At 50.9% G+C, this 4,859-nt stretch carries 3 protein-coding genes, 1 tRNA gene and 1 pseudogene; 3 read left to right on the top strand and 2 right to left on the bottom strand.

All coding sequences use genetic code 11. The annotated features are described in order from the left end of the window. The 3 genes and pseudogenes from KKC1_RS16250 to KKC1_RS06840 form a co-directional block, all read left to right on the top strand. Positions 1-716: pseudogene (locus tag KKC1_RS16250) on the top strand (hypothetical protein); the annotation flags it as partial. Further along, a complete protein-coding gene (locus KKC1_RS06845; protein ID WP_088553738.1) occupies positions 700-3,519 on the top strand; it encodes a VWA domain-containing protein in 2,820 nt (939 codons plus the stop codon). The pseudogene KKC1_RS16250 and the gene KKC1_RS06845, both read left to right, overlap by 17 nt. Positions 3,520-3,616: 97 nt before the next feature. Next, positions 3,617-4,177, top strand: coding sequence for a hypothetical protein (locus KKC1_RS06840; protein ID WP_088553737.1), 561 nt, complete (start codon positions 3,617-3,619; stop codon positions 4,175-4,177). A gap of 45 nt (positions 4,178-4,222) precedes the next feature. Here KKC1_RS06840 and KKC1_RS06835 read toward each other — a convergent pair whose 3' ends face one another. Together KKC1_RS06835 and KKC1_RS06830 are read right to left on the bottom strand one after the other, a co-directional pair. Then, on the bottom strand, positions 4,223-4,477 hold the full coding sequence (locus KKC1_RS06835) for a DUF1540 domain-containing protein (RefSeq protein WP_088553736.1): 255 nt from the start codon (positions 4,475-4,477) through the stop codon (positions 4,223-4,225). Positions 4,478-4,654: 177 nt separating this feature from the next. Further along, positions 4,655-4,731, bottom strand: a tRNA-Arg gene (locus KKC1_RS06830). Positions 4,732-4,859: the final 128 nt, after the last annotated feature.

The raw sequence follows: 4,859 nt of genomic DNA, 5'->3' as shown, positions 1-4,859 counted from the left end.
TGATATTTGACCCGCCGGAAGGGAACCCTTTTATCCCTTCCGGTGGATACGTACAGGGAGCAAATTTGAGCCTAGCGGAAGGGAATGACCCGTTATTAAAGTATGTAGACTTTTCCGATGTGCATGTAGCGGTAACCCGAAAAATTGGTAACCTTCCCGGTGGAAAGGTATTGGTAAGAAACGACCTTACTCCCCTTATCATGGTGGGAGCCTTGGGCAAGGCCAGGGTGGCGGTTTTCGGATTCGACCTTCACCAGTCGGACTTGCCTTTGCGGACTGCCTTTCCCATCCTTATGCAAAATATGCTGACCTGGTTGTTACCCCAGTGGGTAAGCGGCGGCGATCAACTGTTTACCGGAGAGACGGTAGTAATAAATACCGTTCCCCAGGCGGAAAGATTGCTAGTGAAAAAACCCGGCGGCAGGACAATCGAGTTGCCCGTTAGTGCCAATACCCGGTTTCAAGACACCGATGAGGCAGGAGTGTATACGGTAGTGCAGGAATGGGAAGACGGGAAAATTATTCGTCATTTTGCCGTTAATACGAGACGAGGCCGGGAAGCAATTATTCGTCCCCGGGAGATCGAACTCCCTGTGAACCGAGTAACGACGGACCGCAGCCAAAGGCTGACTAATAAGGAATTGTGGCGTTACGGGGCATGGCTGGCCCTGCTGGTATTGGTTTTGGAAGGGTGGGTGTATGCTCGTGGGTATTAGCTTCACTCATCCTTATGTTTTACTGCTTTGGCCGGTAATCCTCTATTTGGTTTTCAACTGGTGGAAAAAAGGGCATCAGCTACATGGGGTTCGGCTGAAGGCAGCCCTTGCTCTGCGCTTTTTTATGGTTACGTGCTTGTTGCTCGCTCTGGCCGGACTTGAATTCGAGTATGTAATAAACCGTCAGGCAGTTGTTTTCGCCGTAGATGTCTCGGCCAGTACAGAGGAAGTTAAAAAAGAGGCAGAAACATGGATTAAGCAGGCGATAGCAGTTAAAGGGAATTCTGACTGGGCCGGAGTAATAGCTTTCGGCGGGGAGGCGATGGTGGAACAACCGGTTTCTCCGGAATTACAATTCACCAGGCTGGAAACGCTCCCTTCACCTCATGCCACCGACATAGCCGCAGGCTTGAGGTTGGCCGGTGCCCTGCTGCCCGGGAACGCAAGAAAGCGGGTAGTGTTGATTTCCGACGGCCGCCAGACTACAGGCGACGCCGTGGAAGCCGCGAAAGCTTTGAAAAATCAGGGAGTGAGGGTGGATGTTGTTCCATTAAAGGTGTCCCGCGAAAGAGAAGTGCTGGTATCCCGTCTGGAAGCACCGGAGTATTCCCGCCAGGGGGAGGTAGTGGAGCTGAAAGCGGTAATTGAGAGTTCCTTTGCCACTGGCGCGGTGTTGAGGTTCTTTGCCGGCAGAAATATGATTTTAGAGCAGGCGGTCAGCCTACAGGCGGGAGAAAATACTTTTTCGGTTGGAGTTAAGGAAAACACTCCGGGGTTTCGGGTGTTTCGCGTCGTTATTGAACCTTTCGTTGACAGCAATTACAGGAACAACGAGGCGGCGGCCTTTACCAGGGTGCAGGGGGTACCGCGAATACTGCTGGTGGAAGGAGACGGAGGGGAAGGAAAGCTCTTGGGGAAGGCTCTGGCGGCCGCGGGATTTCAGGTTGATTTGGTAACTGCGGAGAGGGTTCCCCGTACCCTGGCGGAATTCAAGCAATACGCAACGGTGGTTCTGGCCAACGTACCGGCTTCCGCTCTAGGCGAACGGGTTATGCAAACCATGCGTATCGCCGTTCGCGATTTGGCAATGGGATTGGTAATGGTAGGCGGAGAGGATTCCTTCGGTCTGGGCGGCTATTTCAAAACTCCGGTTGAGGAAGCCCTCCCCGTTTATATGGATTTGCGTCATAAGGAGGAAGTACCGAGCCTGGGATTGGTGCTGGTCATAGATAAGTCAGGCAGTATGTCCGGGGGTACTGGCGGTGTGAGCAAGATGGAATTAGCCAAAGAGGCGGCCATTCAAGCTACCGAGATCCTCGGCCCTCAAGACCGAATTGGGGTGGTGGCCTTCGACGGACGGGCCGGCTGGGTGGTTCCGCTGCAGAAGTTGGACGACCTGCGGGAAATTCAGAATTTGATAGGCACCATCCGGGCGAGCGGCGGTACGGATATTTACCCGGGGTTGAACCTGGCCTACGAGGCGTTGAAGGACGCTAAAACCAGGCTTAAACACATCATTCTTTTGACTGACGGCCGGTCGGCAACTTCAGGAGATTACCAGCGTCTGGCGGAGGAAATGAAAAAGTATAAAATCACTCTGTCCACAGTAGCCGTGGGCGATGACGCCGATACGTTTCTGCTGTCTCAGTTGGCGGAGTGGGGACAGGGAAGATATTACTTTACCGATGATATTGAGAGCATTCCCCGTATTTTAACCCGGGAGACTATGCTGGCCGCCCGCACTTATGTCGTGGAGGAAACTTTCACCCCGAAGATTGGTTCCAATAGTCCCCTGGTGGAGAGTTTGAGATCCGGAGTTCCCGCTCTCGATGGTTACGTCGCCGTATCACCCAAAGAAACGGCGGAGGTATCGTTGGTCACCCACCGGGACGATCCACTGCTGGCGCACTGGCAGTACGGACTGGGACGGACGGTGGCCTATACCAGCGATGCCGCCGGCCGCTGGTCGTCCCGGTGGGTCGGCAGGGCGGGATTCGCTCGCTTCTGGGCAGACCTGGTTACCTGGACCCTGCCTAGGGATGATACCGGACTCATCAGTGTGGATACCCGGTTGGTGGGAAACCGGATGGAAATCACCGCGGAAGTTCCCTTTGGGACGGAGGAAAGCAGGGTGGCGGAAGCAACCATCGTGGGGCCGGAGCTGGAAGGGGAGAGAGTTCTCCTGGAACCGGTTGGTCCCGGGAGATTTAAAGGAGAATTTCCTAGCTTTGATCCTGGCGTATACTTGATTCAGGTGGTCCTGAGGGAGGGTGAGAAAGTAATTGCAGCCCAAAGTACAGGTTTAGCAATACCTTATTCGCCGGAATTTAGAATGAGGGGAACGGATCCAGACTTTCTCCACGCGATAGCTGAAGCGGGAGGCGGTGCGGTGATTTCCGAACCCCGGGAGGCCTTTGCCACCAACCTGGCACCGGTACGGGGCCGGACTGATTGGTGGCCGTTCTTCTTAATGTTGGCTGCCTTTCTCCTGCCCTTTGATGTTGCCGTCAGGAGACTCTGGTTCAGTAAAGAAGATTGGTGGCGACTGCGAGGCTTCCTGGCGGAGAGGTTGAGCAACGGGGAAAAAGTGGAGGATAGGTCTGATGAGACCATTGGCAGGCTTAAACGGAGAAAATCAGAGGTAGCCAGAGCTAAAGAGACCCTTAGGATGAAAGTTTCCACAGAAGAAATTAAAAAAATTCAAGGAACACCGGAGACTCAGACGCAACATGGTGGACAACTGCCGGAGCAGCGAGAAGATTTTACCAGTAAGTTATTGGCGGCGAAGAAAAGATGGCGGTAGTTATTTGGACAGTAAGTATCTGAAGTGAATATTAAATGGGGGTTGAGGGTTTAATATTAACGGGAGAAAGCATCAAGACGCTCAGAAGGGATGAAGGATGGACAGTACCCTTTTGGCAGGTATATTCGGTTTGGTAGGCTCGATAATTGGTGGGTTATGCAGTTACTACGGTATCAAGAAAGCGACTGACGATAACATTAGAGCTCAACAGGTTAGAATTAAGCAGGAAAAAGACCTGAATAAAAAGGCAAGTGCACGGATAATCTATATTGACCTGTTTACCGCCATAAGGGAGATAATTAGAGTTAGAAGAGGAGACCGGGGCGCACCCCATAATATTTCGGCAGCCAGGGATTTTTCCGTCCACATAGCCAACTTGAGCAACCATTTATCTTTTGAGGAAATGGTGCTGATCAACAAACTTTACGGTCTGGTTGAGAAGATCCGGCTGGATATAATTAACAGTAGCTTCATCAGTAGCCCCGATGAAAAGATTAGATTTAGCTCCGATCTTCTTGGTCAAGAGTTATTTGGGGATAGGTTTGCCGAGGTGGCCAAGAGAACCGATTACAGGGCTATTGACCGTGAATTTCTTATTGCTAGTATGAAAGAGGACTACGGAAGGCTGTTTAATAAAATTAAGGATTTAGCCATATAAAATCCAAAAACCGGGAATATCCCGGTTGATGAGTGTTTCAAGGTTTTATTGTTGTTTAGTGACCCCATCGGCACTTGCCATGTAGCTTCCTTTGGGAACAAACGTTTTGCAGGCCGTCTCCATGCAATTGTTCACCGGGGTTGCCTGTGTCATACTGGCTTGGGGAGCGTCAATATGGTCGGTAGCCGTGTCGGCAAATTTATCTGATACCACAAAAATCTGTTGGGCTTCGCAGCGGTTTCCTTTGCCCCAGTAATGACAGTTGTTCACACTGCACATGATTTGCTGGGCCTGTGGCATGAATATCACCTCCATCACTAGTATGTTTTTTCGATCCAGGTGGTATGTAATCTTAAGGTACCAAAATTAACCGGCACCGTTGCCCAAAATATCCCCAAAGATTAAAATATTAAACTGACATAAAAAATATGGCAAGGGTAAAAACCCCTTGCCATTTCTATATTTCTTGAGAAGCGTTGGCGCGCCCGGCAGGATTCGAACCTGCGACCTCCGGACTCGGATTCCGTTACTCTATCCGACTGAGCTACGGGCGCTTAGCACGACTATATTATAACTCATCTTTCCGTGAAAGTCAAAAATTTTGTTAGAAAGCTATTTGCTTTGTAAAACATTTTGGGCATCTGGCAAGATAAGATTGGCAACGTTTCGAAGCAATTGAGTC

Origin of the sequence: Calderihabitans maritimus (assembly GCF_002207765.1) — a bacterium.
In the GTDB taxonomy this organism is placed as follows: domain Bacteria; phylum Bacillota; class KKC1; order Calderihabitantales; family Calderihabitantaceae; genus Calderihabitans; species Calderihabitans maritimus.
This window is presented reverse-complemented; position numbering and strand designations above follow the sequence as displayed.

What these genes read in the sequence shown, in the direction of transcription:
- KKC1_RS06840 (WP_088553737.1), top strand. Translation starts at nt 3,617, where the DNA reads ATGGACAGTACCCTTTTGGCAGGTATATTCGGTTTGGTAGGCTCGATA.
- KKC1_RS06845 (WP_088553738.1), top strand. Translation starts at nt 700, where the DNA reads ATGCTCGTGGGTATTAGCTTCACTCATCCTTATGTTTTACTGCTTTGG.
- KKC1_RS06835 (WP_088553736.1), bottom strand. Translation starts at nt 4,477, where the DNA reads ATGCCACAGGCCCAGCAAATCATGTGCAGTGTGAACAACTGTCATTAC.